The 15487-nt window shown below is 68.3% G+C and carries 14 protein-coding genes and 2 pseudogenes; 10 read left to right on the top strand and 6 right to left on the bottom strand.

The window, feature by feature from the left end:
• Positions 1–300 precede the first annotated feature (300 nt).
• The 3 genes and pseudogenes from AB0M67_RS16200 to AB0M67_RS16210 all read left to right on the top strand — a co-directional run.
• Positions 301–903, top strand: a pseudogene (locus AB0M67_RS16200) (beta-propeller fold lactonase family protein); the annotation flags it as partial.
• A gap of 70 nt (positions 904–973) precedes the next feature.
• Positions 974–2158 (top strand): annotated as a pseudogene (locus AB0M67_RS16205) (XdhC/CoxI family protein).
• A complete protein-coding gene (locus tag AB0M67_RS16210; RefSeq protein ID WP_365746005.1) occupies positions 2136–3758 on the top strand; it encodes an alpha/beta fold hydrolase in 1623 nt (540 codons plus the stop codon). Before AB0M67_RS16205 ends, AB0M67_RS16210 begins: the two are co-directional and overlap by 23 nt.
• An 11-nt stretch (positions 3759–3769) precedes the next feature.
• On the opposite strand, the gene AB0M67_RS16215 is transcribed toward AB0M67_RS16210, so the two are convergent.
• The 3 genes from AB0M67_RS16215 to AB0M67_RS16225 all read right to left on the bottom strand — a co-directional run bounded on the left by AB0M67_RS16215 (position 3770) and on the right by AB0M67_RS16225 (position 5907).
• Positions 3770–4354 (bottom strand): GNAT family protein, encoded by a 585-nt coding sequence (locus tag AB0M67_RS16215; protein WP_365746006.1) that lies wholly within the window; start codon positions 4352–4354, stop codon positions 3770–3772.
• 77 nt (positions 4355–4431) lie between these two features.
• Positions 4432–4971, bottom strand: a complete 540-nt coding sequence (locus AB0M67_RS16220; protein WP_365746007.1) for an SMI1/KNR4 family protein — start codon at positions 4969–4971, stop codon at positions 4432–4434.
• Between the two features lie 201 nt (positions 4972–5172).
• Complete coding sequence (locus AB0M67_RS16225) at positions 5173–5907, bottom strand: glutaminyl-peptide cyclotransferase (protein WP_365746008.1); 735 nt, start codon at positions 5905–5907, stop codon at positions 5173–5175.
• 199 nt (positions 5908–6106) lie between these two features.
• Between AB0M67_RS16225 and AB0M67_RS16230 the strand changes: the two genes are divergently transcribed.
• From AB0M67_RS16230 to AB0M67_RS16240, 3 genes are all read left to right on the top strand, one after another.
• Positions 6107–7327, top strand: coding sequence for a hypothetical protein (locus AB0M67_RS16230; protein ID WP_365746010.1), 1221 nt, complete (start codon positions 6107–6109; stop codon positions 7325–7327).
• A 142-nt stretch (positions 7328–7469) separates the two neighbouring features.
• Positions 7470–8003 (top strand): GNAT family N-acetyltransferase, encoded by a 534-nt coding sequence (locus AB0M67_RS16235; protein WP_365746011.1) that lies wholly within the window; start codon positions 7470–7472, stop codon positions 8001–8003.
• A gap of 162 nt (positions 8004–8165) precedes the next feature.
• Complete coding sequence (locus AB0M67_RS16240) at positions 8166–8933, top strand: class I SAM-dependent methyltransferase (protein WP_365746013.1); 768 nt, start codon at positions 8166–8168, stop codon at positions 8931–8933.
• 5 nt (positions 8934–8938) lie between these two features.
• On the opposite strand, the gene AB0M67_RS16245 is transcribed toward AB0M67_RS16240, so the two are convergent.
• On the bottom strand, positions 8939–9919 hold the full coding sequence (locus tag AB0M67_RS16245; protein ID WP_365746014.1) for an LLM class flavin-dependent oxidoreductase: 981 nt from the start codon (positions 9917–9919) through the stop codon (positions 8939–8941).
• Positions 9920–10082: 163 nt separating this feature from the next.
• Between AB0M67_RS16245 and AB0M67_RS16250 the strand changes: the two genes are divergently transcribed.
• The 3 genes from AB0M67_RS16250 (at position 10083) to AB0M67_RS16260 (ending at position 12472) form a co-directional block, all read left to right on the top strand.
• Positions 10083–11180, top strand: a complete 1098-nt coding sequence (locus AB0M67_RS16250) for an aldose epimerase family protein (protein WP_365746015.1) — start codon at positions 10083–10085, stop codon at positions 11178–11180.
• A 262-nt stretch (positions 11181–11442) separates the two neighbouring features.
• Positions 11443–11928 (top strand): cupin domain-containing protein, encoded by a 486-nt coding sequence (locus AB0M67_RS16255; protein ID WP_365746016.1) that lies wholly within the window; start codon positions 11443–11445, stop codon positions 11926–11928.
• Positions 11921–12472: a hypothetical protein gene (locus AB0M67_RS16260; protein WP_365746017.1), complete on the top strand. Its 552-nt coding sequence runs from the start codon at positions 11921–11923 to the stop codon at positions 12470–12472. The genes AB0M67_RS16255 and AB0M67_RS16260 overlap by 8 nt, the downstream gene beginning before the upstream one ends.
• A gap of 2 nt (positions 12473–12474) precedes the next feature.
• Here the strand turns inward: AB0M67_RS16260 and AB0M67_RS16265 are convergent, their stop codons facing one another.
• Positions 12475–14109: a long-chain fatty acid--CoA ligase gene (locus tag AB0M67_RS16265; RefSeq protein ID WP_365746018.1), complete on the bottom strand. Its 1635-nt coding sequence runs from the start codon at positions 14107–14109 to the stop codon at positions 12475–12477.
• Entirely contained in the window at positions 14109–14387 is a 279-nt protein-coding gene (locus AB0M67_RS16270; protein ID WP_365746019.1) for a phosphopantetheine-binding protein, read from the bottom strand. Before AB0M67_RS16270 ends, AB0M67_RS16265 begins: the two co-directional genes overlap by 1 nt.
• Before the next feature lie 255 nt (positions 14388–14642).
• Here AB0M67_RS16270 and AB0M67_RS16275 point away from each other — a divergent pair, with 255 nt between their 5' ends.
• Positions 14643–15434: a TauD/TfdA family dioxygenase gene (locus AB0M67_RS16275; RefSeq protein ID WP_365746020.1), complete on the top strand. Its 792-nt coding sequence runs from the start codon at positions 14643–14645 to the stop codon at positions 15432–15434.
• Positions 15435–15487 lie beyond the last annotated feature (53 nt).

The raw sequence follows: 15487 nt of genomic DNA on the forward strand, positions 1-15487 counted from the left end.
CAGCGTTTCACTACGGTGAAGGCGTCCAGCATCACCGAGTACCAGCGTTCCCGCGCGCGCTACCAACTGTCGAGGCTGGGTGAGCGAATCCAGCGAGACGCCGACGGGGGCTGGCCGAGGCCGCTGCCGCCCGTGAGGTGAGCAACGAACTGCCGGCCCTGGTCGAGCGCGGGCTCCGGGAGCTGGCCGAGCTGGTGTCCGAGCCGGGCGGCATCGCGCCACAGGACGGGCTGGAGCGGGTCAGCGCACAACACGGGCAGCGGACCGCACCCGCGCCAGGACGCGTCGCATCCCTACGCCGTCACCTTCGATCCGTCGGGCCGATTCCTGGGAACCGCCGATCTCGGCATCGACAAGGTGCAGATCCTCCGGCTCTCGGGCGGCGGCCTTGAGCGGGTGAGCGAGGTGTCGCTCACACCCGGCACGGGCCCTCGGCACATCGCTTTCTCGTACGACGCCAGGACCCTCTATGTGATCGGCGAACTCGACGGGAGGATCACGGCCTTCGCCTACGACTCCGCGACCGGATCGGTGGGCCGCGCGCTCCAGACCGTCTCCACCGCGCCCGCCGACTACACCGGCGGGCAGAGCGGTGCCGAGATCGCCGTCCATCCGTCCGGGCGCTTCCTCTACGGCTCCAACCGTGGTTCGCGGACCATCGCGGCCTACCGGATCACCGTCCCGGGCGGACAGCTCTCCCCTCTCGGCTTCGCCACGGAGGGCGTGAACGGTCCGACCAACTTCGCCATCGATCCGACCGGTCGGTGGCTCTATGTGAACAGCACCCAGGGGAACAGCGTGGTGCGGTTCGCCATCGATCCCCAGAGCGGTGAGCTGGAGCCCACCGGCGACACCACTCCCGTACCCGCACCCGGTGTGATCGCCTTCCGCACTCCGGGCTGACCACGGCGACCGGGCCTCTCGCGGGAGGGGGCGGGTTCATGGCTCCCGGTGTCGAGGTAAGGAGACCCAGATGCTGGACATCGCCGATGAGTTGTACCGGTAGGTCGGGCAGGGCCGTGACTTCGCCGTGGCGACAGTGGTGGCCGTGAGCGGCAGTGCGCCCCGGCAGCCGGGCGCGGCGCTGGCCGTGAACGCCGAGGGCACGGCGATCGGTTCGGTGTCGGGTGGCTGCGTGGAGGGCGCGGTGTACGAGTTGTGCCGGCAGGCGCTGGACGACGGCACGCCGGTTCTTGAGCGGTTCGGGTACAGCGACGATGACGCGTACGCGGTGGGGATGACGTGCGGGGGTGTGATCGACATCCTGGTCACCCCGGTCCGTGCGGACGCACCGGTGTGGCAGGTGTTCGCGGCAGGGCTGGCGGCCGCGGTGGCCGGGGAGTCGGCGGCGGTCGTACGGCTCGCCGACGGGCCCGCCGAGTTGGTGGGAGGGGTCCAGGTGGTGCGCCCGGACGGGTCGTACGTGGGTGGTTTCGGCGGGGACGCGGGGCTGGAGCGGACGGCGGTGGGCGAGGCGCCGGCGATGCTGGACACGGGGCGGACCGGGACCGTGCGGATCGGAGCGGCGGGATCACGCTGCGGTGAGCCGGTGACGCTCCTGGTCGAGTCGTCGGTGCCCGCGCCTCGGATGATCGTGTTCGGTGCGATCGACTTCGCGTCGGCGCTGGTACGGATGGGGAGGTTCCTCGGCTACCGCGTGACGGTGTGTGATGCCCGGCCGGCGTTCGCGACGCGGGCGCGCTTCCCGGAGGCGGACGAGATCGTGGTCGACTGGCCGCACCGCTATCTGGAGCGTACGGAGGTCGACGGTCGGACGGTGTTGTGTGTGCTGACGCATGACGCGAAGTTCGATGTGCCGTTGCTGCGGCTGGCGTTGCGGCCACCTGTGGCGTATGTGGGGGCGATGGGATCCCTGCGCACGCATGCGGACCGTAATCGGCGGCTGCGTGACGTGGGCGTGTCGGAATGGGAGTTGGCGCGGTTGCGGTCGCCGATCGGGCTGGACCTGGGGGCCCGTACGCCGGAGGAGGTGGCGGTGTCGATAGCGTCGGAGATCATCGCCGTCCGCCGGGGCGGCAGCGGCTTCTCCCTGACCGGCGGCCACACCCCGATCCACCACGACGAACCCCACCCGTCGGTGGACCGCCTCGACCGTTCGTCTGAGAATAGGGGGCATGCTCTTCGACTTCACGCATGACCACGACGGCGAACGGCTCAGCGGTGTGTACGACGGTGAGCCTTCCGGGATCACCGCCGTGGTGCTGCATGGCGCGGGCACCAGCAGCAAGGAGCGACTGCTCCCGCTGGTGAGGGAGTTCGTGGCCCGCGGCTGTCGAGGGATCGCCTTCGACTTCTCCGGGCACGGCGAAAGCACCGGGAAGCTCGGCGAGTTGAGCCTTCGGCGACGGTACGAGCAGGCCGTCGCGGTGATCGACGCGTACGCGGGAGCGGACGGGCCGCTGGTCCTGGTGGGGTTCAGCATGAGCGGCCAGACGGTGGCCGATCTCGTCCGGCACTACGGAGATCGGGTGGCGGCGCTGGGACTGTGCGCGCCCGCCGTGTACACCGCCGAGGCGTGGGACGTGCCCTTCGGGGACGGAAATGGGCGGTTCAGCGGGATCATCCGGCGGCCGGACAGCTGGCGTGAGTCCCCCGCGCTTCAGGTGCTGCGGGCGTACGAGGGCCGGGCGGTGCTCGCCGTACCGGGCACGGACACGGTGATCCCGGCCGCGGTGACCGAGGCCGTACAGGACGCGCTGGCCGCCCGCGCCCAGTACACACGGTTCGACCTTCCGGACGCACAGCACCAGCTGGGAATGTGGTTCCGCGATCACGGCGACGACCGGCAGGAGTTCGTGGAGGCGGTGCTGACCGGCCTCGACGACCAGGGCTGGTCGGCTACGCACGCATGGGTCGCCAAGCAGCTCGGCAACGGCCGCGGGGTCACCAACTCGCGCCTCCTGTACGGTGGTTGGAGCTCCCAGATGCGCCGTCTCACGCTCGACGACGGCACGGCCCTGGTGCAACGGACCTTTGTGAAGCCGTTCTTCCGCCACCACGGGCCAGGGCTGCTGGCCCGCGAGGCGTCCGTCCTGGCGCTGCTCGCCCGACAGGAGGGCATCCCGGCGCCCGGGTTCGTCGCCGTGGACGCCACGGCCGAACACTGCGACCACCCCACGCTGTTGATGTCCGCGCTGCCGGGCCGTATTCGTGTGGACGAGGACGACCTCGACCGGCGCCTGGACCTGCTCGCGGCCCAGCTCGTCCGCGTCCACGGCGTCGTACCGGCCGAAAGACCGCGCACGTACCAGCCGTGGACCTCCCCGGAGCGCGTCCGCACCCCGGACGGTCCCCTGTGGGAGCGGGCCGTGGACGTGATCCGCCGCGACCCGCCGCCGTACGAGGGCTGCTTTCTGCACCGCGACTTCCACCCCGGGAACGTACTCTTCACGGGAGCCGGGCCCAAGCTGCGGATCACAGGTGTCGTGGACTGGGTCGAGACCTCGTGGGGCCCCGCCGACCTCGACGTGGCGCACTGCTCGACCGCGCTCGCGCTGCTGCACGGGCCGGTGTACGGGCTGGACTTCCGCGAGCGGTACGAGGCACACGGCGGCCGGGACCTCGCCGACGCCCCCGACCACCTGTACTGGCGGCTGCTCGACGCCCTGCACTACTGCCCCGACGCGGCGAAACTGGCCGGGCCATGGCGTGAACTGGGACGGGACGATCTTACGCCCCAGGTACTGGGAGCGCGGCTGGAGGCGTACGTGGACGGACTGCTGCGGCGATACGGCTGACCGCCGCGCGATCAGACGGTGGACTTGGCCGCGATCCTGGTGAGCAGCCTGTCGCGCACGGCAGGCCACTCATCGACCAGCACGCTGTAGTACAGCGAGTCACGACGTGTGCCGTCCTGGCGCACCATGTGACTGCGCAACGTCCCTTCATACACGAGTCCCAGCCGGGTCAGCGCCTGCTGGGAACGCACGTTGAGGTTGTCGGTGCGCAAGGCGACCCTGACCAGCCCCAGATCATCGAAGGCATGCCCGAACAGCAGCAGCTTGGATTCAGCGTTGTAGGGGCCACCCCAGCACGAGCGATCGAACCAGGTCGCGCCGATCTCGGCCCGCCCCTCGGCAGGATCAAGCGCGTACAGGCTGGTCGAGCCGACCACCGCCTCGTCCGCCAGGCGTTGAACCGCGAAGCACCGTCGGGCCGGATCCGCCAGCATCTGGCTGATCAACGCCCGCATCTGTATCGGAGAGTCGGGGCGGGGCCGGGGCATCCATCGCCAGACCTCGGGATCCGACGCGGAAGCGAAGAGCGCTTCGGCATGACCTACGGACAGGGGGATGAGTTGGACGGCGCGGCCCAGAAGAGAGTCGTTGCTCACCACTGCACCGTAGCCGCGGGATCACTGTCTTACAGCCGAGATGGTGATCAATCCTGGCTCCGGGTCCGAGACGGCTTTCAGGGGGTGTGCGTGAACTTACGGAAGTCATGCGGGCCGGAGGGGAACGCCGATGAGAGGATGTCCGACCGGATCTCGCCCCGCAGTACCGCGGTCAGGTATTCGGCGAAGCCCAGTTCGTGGAACTCCCAGCGGTCACCACGTGCTTCGTTGATCAGTACGGCGAACTCCGCGGGATCTTGTCCAGGAAGGATCCGCCAGAAGAGCCACTCTCCATTGTCGGTGGTGCCCCAGGGGATGATGCGGCTTCCCTCCGGTTCGAGCTGGGCGGGTTTTTCCTCGATGTCGAAGATGTCTTCGTAAGCCTCTTCGCGCTCGGCGGACGACTTGGCGAGATCGTAGTGCTGGTTCGGAGAGGACGGCGCGAGGATGTACAGGTAGCCGTCGACCCACCCGCCGCCTACTCGCTCAATGAATTCCTTGTAGTCGTCGGGGAGTCGGACCTGGAGCTCCGACTCGATGCCCGACCAGTCCTGCTGCTGTGGTGCCGTAGCGTCCGCCGCCAGAACGTCGATCAGACGGCTTACGTGCTCGTTCACTGGCCTGCCCTCTTTGTTTCAGTTCCTGGGGTCGTTCGGGATGTAGACCCGGTTGGTGCCGGTGGTCGCGCCCTTGGGCATGAACTGGAATCCGTCGGACCCCTGTGCCTCCAGCCAGACAAGTTCACGAACTCTCCACCGCCCGACGCGCCGAGCGAGGCCGAGAACGGGACACGAGGTGCCGCGCACGCGGTGCAGGAATCAGAATGAGGTGCCGAGTCCTTCGAGGCGCGCCCAGCGTGGCGGTGGGATCGGTCGCGGCTCGACCTCGTACAGGGACCGCCAGTGCTTTCCCGTGAGCAGGAAGTGGTCGGTTCCCGGCAGGGCTGCGATGCCGTTCATGACGTGTGCTGTGATCGGCAGTTCGTCCCGACGCATATCCGAGGCGTCGGTCCAACCGCATACCCGGCCGTCCGCCAGGTCAATGCCCAGGATGTACGGGGTGCCGTGGACAACGGCCCAGAGCACGCCTTCGGCCCAGGTCAGGTCATTGAGGGCGGAGGCGGGTCGGTCGCCGATGCGGACTGACACCGTGCGGTGGCTCCGAAGGTCCTCCGGGTCGCGCAGCGTCAGTCGATCGGAGCCGTCGCTGGTGACCACATCGGTTCCCGTGAAGCACATCCCCCACCCCTCAGCATCGTAGGGAACGCGGTCGTAGGCCATGTCGCGCAGGCGCCAGCGCAGAGCGACCCCCTCTCGCCAGGTCAGTTGCCACAGGACATCGCCGACCAGGCAGATCCCCTCCGCGAAGAGCTCGTCGGGAAGTCGACCGCTCCACAGCACGGATCCGTCCGTCGCGTCCACCTGGCGCAGCGTGGACCGGCCGTACCGGCCGGTGCTCTCCCAGATCGTCCCCCGGTCGATGTCCACGCCTTGGACGAACGGGCGCCCCGGGTGAGGGAGCCGGTGCACGGTACGGAAGCTGCGAAAGATCAATGCCCCTCCTCTGCGCCCGACTTGGCATCGTGGCGGGTTACCCGGCAAGCCCTACCCGTATCAGGATGTTCGGCAACCGCGGAACAGCTCGCGGTCGCAACCGCCCAACCGCCTGCGGCCGTTGAATACTATGCGTCACCATGGGTAGCGTTCGGTTGTCGGCCGGGAGCCTTCTTCTCCCTCTGGACCAGGAGGAGCCATGATGCGTGATCTCCGGCACGTCGTCATCGTCGATCGTTCGGACTATGGGAAGTACCGCTTTCCGGACGGACGGCCGTTCCTCGACCCCGAGCGGTACAAGGTCACGTTTCTGACGCGTCCCGGACGCGGGCGTGATGTGCGTTCCGAGGACGCCGTCACGGTCATGCACACCGACACGTACAGCGAACAGGACGTTCTGAAGTGCGTGCCCGCTCTGGCGGCCGGGCGGCCGGTGGACGCGGTGGTCTCACTCTCGGAATGGACTCTGCTCCCCGCGGCCCGGTTGCGTGAGGCTTTGGGCGTGCCCGGACCGGGTTGGCAGCGGATGCTGCCTCTCCGGGACAAGGTGCGGATGAAGAAGCACTTCGCCGCGCACGGAGTGCGTACACCGGAGTTCATGACGATCGAGCGACCCGGTGAAGCGGAAGACTTACTGAAGCGTCACGGCGCGGTCGTACTGAAACCGGTTGACTCCATGGGGTCCGCCGGTGTGCATCTCGTGGGGAGCCGCTCAGAACTCCAACGGCTCGACCGTGAAGGGCTGAAGAACGGGTGCCGCTACGAGGCGGAGGAGTTCATCGACGGCCGCCTGTTCCATATCGACTCGGTGGTGGACCACGGCAGCGCCGTCGTGGCTACCGCTTCCACGATGCTCGATCCCGACACGGTCTTCCCGTTGGGGGGAGCCTGCCGCTCCGTCCTGCTCGACGACGGGCCGGAGCGCGACACGGCGCTGGCGTACAACGATCAGGTGCTCGCTACGCTCCCGTGGTTCTCAGGCGTGACCCACCTCCAGTTCTTCCTGGACCGGGCCGGTCATCCGGTGTTCTGCGAGATCGGCGGCCGGCCGGGCGGCGGCGGAATCGCTCCCGCCTTCCGGCACCGATTCGGCGTGAGTCTCGTGCGGGCCGCTCTCCTGCCCCAAGTGGGCGAGGCTTTTCCGGAGTTTCGGGAGATACGCCCGCCCGCGGAGCGCTCCAGCGGCCATGTGGTCGTCTACCCGCGCGATCTGGGCACCTTGGTGTCGTACGACCGGGTGCCGCAGGAGGAGTGGATCGTACAGTTCAGCCCGCTCTATCGGGCCGGGCAGCGCATTGTGCCGGCGAGCAGCTGGGGACAGGGAATAGCGATGATCACGGTATGCGGCCCGAACTCGCGTACCGTCGTGCAACGGCTGGACGAGGCACGCCAGGCCCTGCGGGTCGCCGTACGGCCTTGATCCCCGCGGCCGGCACCCGACACGCCGCCGGCGGACGGACATCATGCCCGCGGTTTCCGGCGTGGGTAAACGGCGTGGGTGAGACGGTGAGGGTGAACGGCGTGGGTGAAACGGTGAGGCGGGGCCCGTAGCTCGCTGCCCAATGTGCGAACGTTTGCTGGTGTCCTCCCTTACCATCCACGCTCTGGAACCCGCCGACTGGCGCTTGTACCGCACTCTTCGGCTTGCCGCCCTCACTGACGCGCCTCAGGAATTCGGCTCTTCGTTGGCTCGCGAGGAAGCTCTCACCGAGGCTCAGTGGAGACGTCGACTCGAAGGCCGAAGCCAGTTCATCGCGAGGGAGGACGGCGAACCGTGCGGGCTCGCCGGCGTCGTTCCGGCAGGGACCCAGGTCGCCGAACTGGTTTCCGTCTGGGTCCGGCCCCGGTCACGCGGACAGGGGGTGGGGGGTCTGCTGCTGGACGCGGCGCTCGGCTGGGCCGCGGACCACGGATTCGTCGAGGTGCGGCTGTCAGTGAGCGAGGGCAACCACACGGCCGAACGCCTCTACTCCCGTCACGGATTCCGGCGCAAAGCGGTCGGCGGCCTCACCGAGGACGACACGGACAAGCGGGAATTCGCCATGGTCCGCACGGATCCTCTCCTCAGAGGGCGAGCGTCCCGCTCCGGCAGGTAACTCCGGCGGGTAAGTGGGCGCCGCGCGGGGACCGTTACAAGCCGCGCGGTTGCACGCGGGGCGCACTGCCCCCAACACCCGCCACCTGTCGTGCGCTGCCTTGTCCGTCCTAGCGTGTGCTGGGCTGACCCAGCACACGCCGCCCGTGGAGGGAGACGTACGGTGACGTACTACACGCAGGGTTTCGCGAACTTCTATGACCGCCACTTCACAGGCTGGGTCCGGGAGTACTCTCCGGCACTCGCGGATTACCTGGACAGGACCGACGACAGACGCAGTGTGCTGGACCTGTGCTGTGGTACGGGTGTGACGACGGCCGTTCTGAGCGAACGAGGTTGGCAGGTCACGGGCCTCGACCGCTCCGCCCCTATGCTGCGGATCGCTGGAAAGGTACTGGCGGACGAGGTCCACGCCGGCAATGTGCGACTGGTCGAGGGGGATGCCCGGGACTTCCGGCTTCCGGAGCCGGTGGGCGCCTGCGTGTGTTTGGACGGGGCTCTCAATCACTTCGAGAGCCCGCGGGATCTGGTCCGCTGCTTCACCTGTGTGGCAGCGGCCCTGCATGAGGGGGGACAGTTCGTCTTCGACCTCTTCGAACTGGCGCACTTCAGGCACTGGAACAACCTCACGCTCATCGACGAGGACGATACCGTCGTGGCGAAACGCGGGGTGTGGGACACCGAGGCGGAGCGTGGCATGCTGAGGGTCTCCGGCGTGGTCGGCTCCCACACCGGCATCGTGCGTGTCGATCAGACACTGACCAGCCGGTACATCTCCCCGGCCGAGGTGACGTCAGCCCTCGCTGAGGCGGGGCTCGTACACGTCGAGCACGACATCGCCGCCCAGTACACGAAATGTGAGTCGGGTTCATGCTCGAAGTCGGCGGTCCCCTGCCGTACGGTCTACCGGGCGCTCAAACCTGCCCGGTGAGAGGTCTATCGGCCGGATCCCGAAGAGCCCTCGACCACTACGCGCCGCAGGGCAGGCGCCACGCGGGTGGCGACGAGCTCCACGGTCGTCCAGTCGATGGGCGGGCGGGCGCCCAGAATGAAGTCCCGCACGCCGAGAGCCGCGTACCGCGCCAGATCGGCCACACACTGCTCCGGGGTACCGAAGCTCAGATACTCGTCGAGCAGGGGCGAGTCCGGTGGCAGATGCCCGAGAAGCGCCTCCCGGCGGCGCCGGGCCTCGTTCTCATCCTCGGCGAGGACAGCGCGGAAGGTGATGGACTGCCGGATGTCCGCCAACTCCCGTCCTGCCTCACGGCTTTGGTCGTCCAGAGCGGCACACAGGCGCCGGTAGGCCTCAGGGGTGCCGGGCAGGGTGTTCCAGATGTCCGCGTGTCGGGCGGCGGCACGCAGAACTCCGGCACCCGAGCCTCCCAACACCAGGGGGACGTGAGACTGAAGTGGTTTGGGCGCCAGGTGTGCCCCTCGCAGGTGGTAGTGGTGACCGTGGAAGTCGGTGCTCTCAAGGGTCCACATGGAGCGCAGGATGCGACAGGTCTCGTCCAGCATGACGGCGCGATCGGCGGCTGCCGGGCGTTCCCAGCCGAACTGGTCGTACATCAGGTCCGGACCACCCGAGCCGAGTCCCAGTTCCAGACGTCCCCCGGACACATGGTCGAGGGTAGCCGCGATGGCGGCCATCGAAGCGGGGTGCCGGTTGGGCACGGCCAGGACCAGCAGCCCACAGCGAATTCGTTGTGTCCGTGCCGCGAGCCCGGCCAGCAAGGTCGGCCCCTCCAGGCAAGGGCCGCCGGGGCCGCCGAGCGGCGGCCTCATATGGTCGAAGAGCGAAACCCAGTCGTACCCGAGCTCCTCCGCTCGCTGCCACAACTCCAGGCACGCCCCGAAGCTCTCGTACTGCTGTCCGGAGTGGACGCCGAAGCGCACCACATCACCATGGATCCGCACCGCGCCTCCCCTTCGTCACGGAACCGCTTCACCCATCATCGCAACGCCCATGGATCCACCGCAGACATTCGGGCACATCGAGCAGGGAGGAAGGAACGGGATGGACATTCGGCGCTCCCACGTCGGAACCACCGCGGGACACTCCGGCCAGGGGCCTCGCCCCGTGCACGCCTACACCCTCGGTGGCGGGGACGGCTTCGCGGTCACCGTCTGGACCTACGGGGCGACGCTGGTCGAGGTGTTGGCGCCCGATCCAGAGGGCCACCGGGCCAACGTCGTGGCGCGCCTGCCCGATCTGGCCGCGTACCAGGACCGCGCACGCAATCCGTACGTGGGCGCCACCATCGGCAGGTACTGCCGCGGGATCTCGCACGGCAGGTTCCGACTGGACGGTACGGAGTACCGACTTGAGCGTAACGACGGGCCCCACCACGTGCACGGCGGCACCTGGGGGATGGACCGCTACGTGTGGGAGGCGGAAGCGGACCACGACGGGGACGAGGCGGTGCTGCGTATGCGTTTGACCAGCCCGGACGGCGATCAGGGCTATCCGGGCGAACTGCGGACGGAGGCCGTCTACCGGGTGGGCCCGGATCAGCGTCTGACGGTGGAGTACCGGGCGACGGCGTCGGCACCGACCATCGTGGGGTTCACCAACCACGCCTTCTGGAACCTCGCCGGGGCCGGAACGGTGGACGGGCATTGGCTGCGGCTCAATGCTCGGCACGCCGTGGTCTTCGATGCCCAGCTGATGCCGCTCGCCGGCGACCCCGTTCCGGTGGTCGGCACCGCGCTGGACTTCACCGGCCACCGCCGGCTCAACGCGGTGGTGCTGGACAACTGCTACGTGCTGGAGAGGCATTTCGCGCCCCTCGGTATCGCGCCCCTCGGTATCGCGCCCCTCGATGTCGGGCAGACCGGTGTCGGGCACACCGACGTCGGGCAGACCGGTGTCGGGCACACCGGTGTCGGGCACACCGGTGTCGGCGACGACTCGGTCGGACGGCTCAGCGCCGATGGTGAGGGATGGGTGGCGACGCTTTCCGACGGGGGCAGCGGCCGAATGATGCGGGTGTACACGGACCAGCCCGCCGTCGGCGTGTACTCGGCTGACCACTGGGCACAGAGGCCGCGCGTCGGGCTGTGCCTGGAAACCGGCCCCCTGCCCGACGCGCCCAATCGCTCCGACTACCCGTCCTGTCGACTGGATCCGGGCGGTCTGTACCGGGCGCGTACCGTGTACCGATTCTCCGTCCGCTGACGTACCCGCCTGCTCGGCGCAGGAGTGTTCTTCCATGAGACAGAACAGACGACGAAGAATGACCGAAAGAGATCCGCAACAAGCCTGTACAAGCCTCGGGGGCTCAATTCTTTCTCTCCCCCAATCACTCAGAAAACAGAGGTGAACACCTGTACCAGCGCCGCTTCCGACAACCTGGAACCCACTGCTCTTTCCGCCATTCTCACCCTTGTGTTTTCACTCCCCGAACGGGCTGGGTAGGACGGTGTGACTAGGAGGATGCATGAGTGAGAAATTCGACGCGGACCGGCATATCCGTAACGTTCTCGGGAAACGGACAGTGAATCTTACGGACCCGGCCGGCATCGTGCTGGCCGGCGTCGAAGGCGTCGAGGGCGCCGCGGAAAAGATCGACCCTGATATCGAGATCGGTGTGGACCGGCTCGTGATGCAGCCCGGAAGCGCCTTCGAACTGCATACCCACCCCGGCGCCCACCTGTTGTACGTGCTGCGCGCCCGAGGTCTCATCCATGTCGACGGAGTCGACTACGAGATCGGCCCGGGCGACACCATCTTCGTGCCGGCGCGGTACGCGCACGGGGTTCGGACCCGCCGGGAGGCCCGAGAACCCTTCGAGCTGCTCGCCTTCGGCGTGCCCCACATGCCGCTCACCTCACCTGAGCGGATGACACTCGTCGACGAGGCGCTGCCCGCGGCCGACTCCACGCCAGGCGGTCCGACACGTATGGGAGGGGCGGCACATGTCTGAGCCGGCTGCCGCGCCGGATCACGAAGTCTCCCCCCAGGCGGGCAGCGGGCAGTGGGAGATCGCGCACCTCGACATCGAGGTGCACGCCCTGCTGTGCGCGAGCGACGCCCTGCACGCCCGGCTCAGCGGTACGCCGGCTCCCCAGCGGAATCCGCGAACCACCAGGAGCCGGGTACGTGACGGGTGCGTCCGGGTGCTGCGCAGGAGCGGTTCCGCCGTGGCGTCATTCACCTTGACCGCCGAACCGCCCTTTCCGCCGGACGAGGTCCGCTTCGAACCGGCCGCGCGCCCCCTTTATCTCAGCAGACTGGCGGTTCTTCCCGCGCTGCTCGAAGCCGGTGAGCCGGCCGGGCTGCGCTGCCTTCGTCAGGCCGTGTCGGAAGCCCGTTCCCAAGGAGCTGACGCTCTCAGAGCCCAGGCCAATCCGGACTTGCGGGGCACCTGGGCGCTGCTGGCACATCTCGGTTTCGAGCAGCAGGGGCCGGTACTGGAAGACGCCGGAGTGCACCGTGTGTACCTACAGCGACGGCTCGTGGCGAGGTGACGTCACCGCCCTGCGACGGGGGGTTCGTCTGTCGTCAGCCGCCGGGCGAGCTCGGGGCGCAGCACCTTGCCCGTGGCCGTCCGAGGGATGGCGTCCAGTGTCACGATGCGGCGCGGCAGGACGGCAGCGGGGAAGACGGCGGCCAGGCGCTCTTCGAGCTCCGCCGTCGCGGTCCCCGGGTCGAGAACGACCGCGGCTACGACGTGTTCGCCCAGCAGTCGGTGGGGAAGAGCGGCACAGGCCGCGTCGCGCACCCGGGGCACGGCTCGCAGTACCCGGTCCATCTCGTCCAGGGAAACGGCCTCGCCACCGACCTTGGCGATGTTCTTGATCCTCCCGGTGAGGGTCAGGAACGTACGGCCCGATGCCGGATCCCGCCAGGTCCGGCCCAGGTCCTGGGAGTGAAACCAGCCCTCGCGTATCGCCCGGCCGGTGGCTTCGGGGTTCCCTTCGTACCGCGACATCACATGCGGACCGCGCATGCAAACCTCGCCGACCTCGCCAGGGGCCGCCCGGGTACCGTCCTCGCGCAGCACGACGAGTCCGGTTCCGCGCAGAGGTACCCCCACGGACGGAATGCCCTCGTCCAGGACGAGCCGCCGGTACAGCTCCTCCGTCAGGCCGTGCGGCATGGTGGTGGCGAAGTTGGTCGTTTCGGTCAGTCCGTAGCCCTGCACGATCGGCACCTGGAGGCGCTCGGCCACGGAACGCGCGGTGCTGGAGGTCAGTGGGGCGGCAGCCGTGACGAAGTAGCCGAGACGTTCCTGTGGCCGCGGCCGACGCCAGGTTTCCAGCAGGGCGTCCAGAACCGATGGGACGACGCTGGCGATCCGTGGGCGATGGCGGTCGATCAGACGAGGGTGCGCCAGTGGATCGAAACCGTGGGCCAGCACCACATGAGCCCCCGCGACCAACGGCGCCAGAACCGTGAAGTGCAGGCCGTTGACGTGATGGATCGGGAGGCATCCCAACAGGCGGTCTCCCGGCCGCAGTCCGTGGTGCTGGGTGAGCATCTCCGCGTTGGACACCAGGTTCAGATGGGACTGCACGACCAGTTTGGAGGCGGCGGTGGAGCCGGATGTGGCGAACACGAGAGCGTCATCGGTGAGGGCGACGGCATGGTCGATGGCGGACCGGCCGTCCCGGTCGCCCTCACGGGTGTCGGTCTCCCGCCGGATGTCGGGAATGGGGAGCAGCCGGGGCAGCCCGGGAGTCGGTTCCCCTGCGGGCAGCGCCGGCGAGCGCATGACGGTCCTGACTCCCAGAGGCGCTGTCTGCGACCGCGTTCGCTCGGGAGGGTCGTGGGGCCCCAGAAGCAGCACCGTGGCACCGGTCCGCAACAAGGCCAGCAACGCGAGCACCGAACTGACGTCGTTGGCGGGTGCCAGCCCCACCACAGCGCCCGGTGCCGCGCCCGCTTCCGCACGCAACCAATGGGCCAGGCGGCGACTGAGGAGTTCCGCCTCCGCGAAAGTGAGGGTGTGCTCCCCTCCGTCGGGGTCCACCGCGGTGAGGTAGGCCGCCGGGCCGAGCACACGGGCGTTGCGGGCCAGACAGTCCAGTACCGTGACCCGATTCTGCGTGGAATCGGGATGATTGGTGAACTGAGGTACGCCCGCTTCGTTCCGTGGAGCCATCAGGCCCCTCCTCTCAGCTCTTGGACGGCCGCGGCCACGGTCCGAACGCTGTGGAACGTCGCCCGGGAGAGCATGCGGTCGGGGAAGACCACCGCGAAGTGTTCTTCCACATGGGATATGAGGCCCACCAGAGCGAGGGAATCCAGCCCGGCTTCTTTGAGCGGGGTGTCGGCGTCGGGCGGCGAAGCCGGCGCGTTCGCCTTGGCGGTGTGGTGTCGGACGGCTTCGGCGACTGAACGCATAATTTCGTCCACGGAGCAAAGATAGAGCATGCGCATTCCGTAAGGGAGAAGGCGAACAGTGATTTCCGTTCCGCACTCTGATGTAGTGCCGGCAATTCAACTGGACGGCACCGCAAGAAGACCGTTCTGGCCAGATGATGGCTTGCAATGCACTCACTGCTGCCGATGGGTCTGGATACAGTGAAAACCGCGCGAAGGGGGTGCGCTTTGACCGATACAGAGTTAACAGAGTTAATCGAACGGGAAAACGATACTCACCGCTCGCTGAGACGATCCCTTCTGCACAGTGGCATGGTGCTTCAGCCTCCCTCACCCCCACCGCTGCGACTGCGCGCCGGAGCGTTTCCGGCTCGTGGCGGCAAATCGCTCGTCGACATGGTGCGGGAGCACGGCTTCGCGTCGGCGAGGTTGGGCAGCCCTCTGCCGGTACGCCAACTGCTGCGGTTCGGTTCCATGTTGGGGACACCGCAGCCAGAGACCGATCCCGCGGTACTTCCCTTCACCGAGGAGCAGGTCGTACTCAACCTGTGCAGCGTCCGGAATCGGACCGAGGACCCGGCGATGCAGCCCTTCGCTCGGGACGCGCTGGCTCTGCACAGCGAGGGCAGCGGACGCGGCATCGCACAGCAGCCCCGCTACATCGTGCTGATGTGCCGTGCCCCAGGGGGTGCGGCTGCGGCGCTGACCGTGCTCGTATCGATGGCGGAGGTGGCGAGTCGGCTGGACCGCGAGGAGAAGGACTTGCTGAGGGCCATCGCCTATCGGGCCGGTACTCCGCCCCCCGTACTGCGCTACGAGGACGGGCGCCCGGTGTTCTCCTTCCGCGACTTCATGGGCCAGCGGCTGCTGTGGCGGTACACGCCCGGACCCCACCACGCCCCCGAGCCGGAACCCGAGCCGGAGCGGGTCAACGCGGTCCTGCGGCGACTGCTGGCCGCGATGTACACAACGCGGGCCGCGGGCGTGCGTTGGGAGGCGGGCCTGCTGATCGTGGTGGACAACCGCCGCTTCTTCCACGGCAGAACAGCGGCGCCGGCCTCAGGAGTGGGGCTGCGCCATCTCCAACGGCTCCGCATCGTCTGACGGGCGTCCGCGCCCACTTCGCAGCCCACCGGACGAGGCATCTCAGTATCGAG

Origin of the sequence: Streptomyces sp. NPDC051662 (genome assembly GCF_040681655.1) — a bacterium.
GTDB lineage: Bacteria > Actinomycetota > Actinomycetes > Streptomycetales > Streptomycetaceae > Streptomyces.

Bases quoted from the DNA above. Each gene is read 5' to 3' on its own strand.
- AB0M67_RS16260 (WP_365746017.1), top strand. From the start codon at position 11,921: ATGTCTGAGCCGGCTGCCGCGCCGGATCACGAAGTCTCCCCCCAGGCG.
- AB0M67_RS16235 (WP_365746011.1), top strand. From the start codon at position 7,470: ATGTGCGAACGTTTGCTGGTGTCCTCCCTTACCATCCACGCTCTGGAA.
- AB0M67_RS16210 (WP_365746005.1), top strand. From the start codon at position 2,136: ATGCTCTTCGACTTCACGCATGACCACGACGGCGAACGGCTCAGCGGT.
- AB0M67_RS16230 (WP_365746010.1), top strand. From the start codon at position 6,107: ATGATGCGTGATCTCCGGCACGTCGTCATCGTCGATCGTTCGGACTAT.
- AB0M67_RS16270 (WP_365746019.1), bottom strand. From the start codon at position 14,387: ATGCGCATGCTCTATCTTTGCTCCGTGGACGAAATTATGCGTTCAGTC.
- AB0M67_RS16275 (WP_365746020.1), top strand. From the start codon at position 14,643: ATGGTGCTTCAGCCTCCCTCACCCCCACCGCTGCGACTGCGCGCCGGA.
- AB0M67_RS16265 (WP_365746018.1), bottom strand. From the start codon at position 14,109: ATGGCTCCACGGAACGAAGCGGGCGTACCTCAGTTCACCAATCATCCC.
- AB0M67_RS16255 (WP_365746016.1), top strand. From the start codon at position 11,443: ATGAGTGAGAAATTCGACGCGGACCGGCATATCCGTAACGTTCTCGGG.